General features: G+C 70.1%; 1 protein-coding gene. It reads left to right on the top strand.

Annotated features, from left to right (window positions below):
- Positions 1-179: 179 nt before the first annotated feature.
- The coding region (locus H537_RS44245) for a phage integrase family protein (protein ID WP_238446730.1) at positions 180-1,474 on the top strand (1,295 nt) is incomplete at its 3' end.

The following is a 1,474-nucleotide window of genomic DNA, read 5'->3' as shown; positions in this document are numbered from 1 at the left end:
TGCAGATAAGCGTTCATAATCTTTAGCACAAGAATTCTTGGGCAAGTGGGCTTGGCAGGCATCACCAGCCGGTAAACTGTGGCGCGACAAGCACTTGCCGAAGCCCCAAGCGCCCTCCCCTGCCGATGTCTGCCACCAACGCCTCTTCCCTGCTTCGAGACCGGCTCACGCGCGCCCACTTGGCACTCGCCCGCGGCTGGGTGCAGGGACTGGATCTGCGCGTGCTTTCCGAACGCTACCTCGTCGGCATCGACGGCGAGGAGAGCACGGACCTGCGCGTGGCGCGGCAACGGCTGCAGCGCACGCTCGATGAACTGGCGGCTGCAGCACGCCGTGCCGGCCTGAAGGGGGCGTCCACGCTGGCGCGTCAGGCCGCGCTGATCCGGGAGCCACAGGGCGTGCCCTCGCTGGAGGAATTCTCCAAGCGCTTCGATGCCGACTTCCACTCCCAGCAGGAGCTGCTGGAGCTCTACCAGGCCGAGCATGGCCAGGCACCGGGAGCGGAAGCCGCGCGTCGGGCCGCCCGGCGCCGCGCCCGCCTGGTGGAGCGGCAGCTGGAGCTCATCACCGAGCTCGAAGGTATCGTCGGCGAGGACCTGACGCTGTCTTCAGCCCTGGCCGCCTGGTTCGCACCCTCCATCGCCGACCGGCTGCACCGGGCGGACCTGTTCATGGTGGCGCAGCTCGTGGACCGCATCCGCTCGGTTCCACGGCGCTGGTGGTCCGGCATTCCGGGCATTGGTGAAGGCAAGGGGCAGCGCATCCGCCGCTTCATCGAGGCGCACCTGGGGCCCATTGCCGCGGCCTCGGCGTCCCCTGCCCTGCCCGCCCCGGGCACCGATGCGCCGGGCAGCGCACTGGTGGCCGTTTCAGCGGCACGCAAGGAGCTGGGCGTGGTGCCGCTGGAGCGGCTGCACGTGCCCTCGGACCTCAGCGGCGAGAACGGGCTCTTCCGTGCTCCCGTGGAGCGCTGCGCCATTGCGGCGCGCAACGACTACGACGCCATCCACACGTGGCTGTCCACCAAGTCTTCCGAGCTCACGCAGGCGGCCTACCGGCGCGAGGCCGAGCGGCTGCTGCTGTGGTGCGTGCTGCAGCGCAAGAAGGCGCTGACCTCGCTCACGCTGGACGACGCGCTGGCCTACCGCGACTTCCTGGCCGACCCGCAGCCCGCGGCGCAGTGGATCGGCTCCAAGGGCGTGCCGCGCTTCGCGCCGCTGTGGCGACCGTTCGCCGGGCCGCTGAAGATCTCGTCCCAGAAACAGTCACTCGTGATCCTGCACGGCCTGTTCGAGTGGCTGCTCTCCACCGGCTACACCACGGTCAATCCCTTCGCGGGTGTGCGCGTCCAGGGCTCCACCCGGCCCGTGGCGGCCTCGACCACGGCCGCCGACACCACGGGGCTGGAGCACGACCGGGCCAAGCGCAACCGGGTGCTGGCGCGCACGCTGCCCACGCCGGCACTCAAGGCGGT

Source organism: Azohydromonas australica DSM 1124, from assembly GCF_000430725.1.
Taxonomy (GTDB): Bacteria; Pseudomonadota; Gammaproteobacteria; order Burkholderiales; family Burkholderiaceae_C; genus Azohydromonas; species Azohydromonas australica.
The sequence above is the reverse complement of the archived record's forward strand: the minus strand, read 5'-3'. Positions and strand labels throughout refer to the sequence as shown.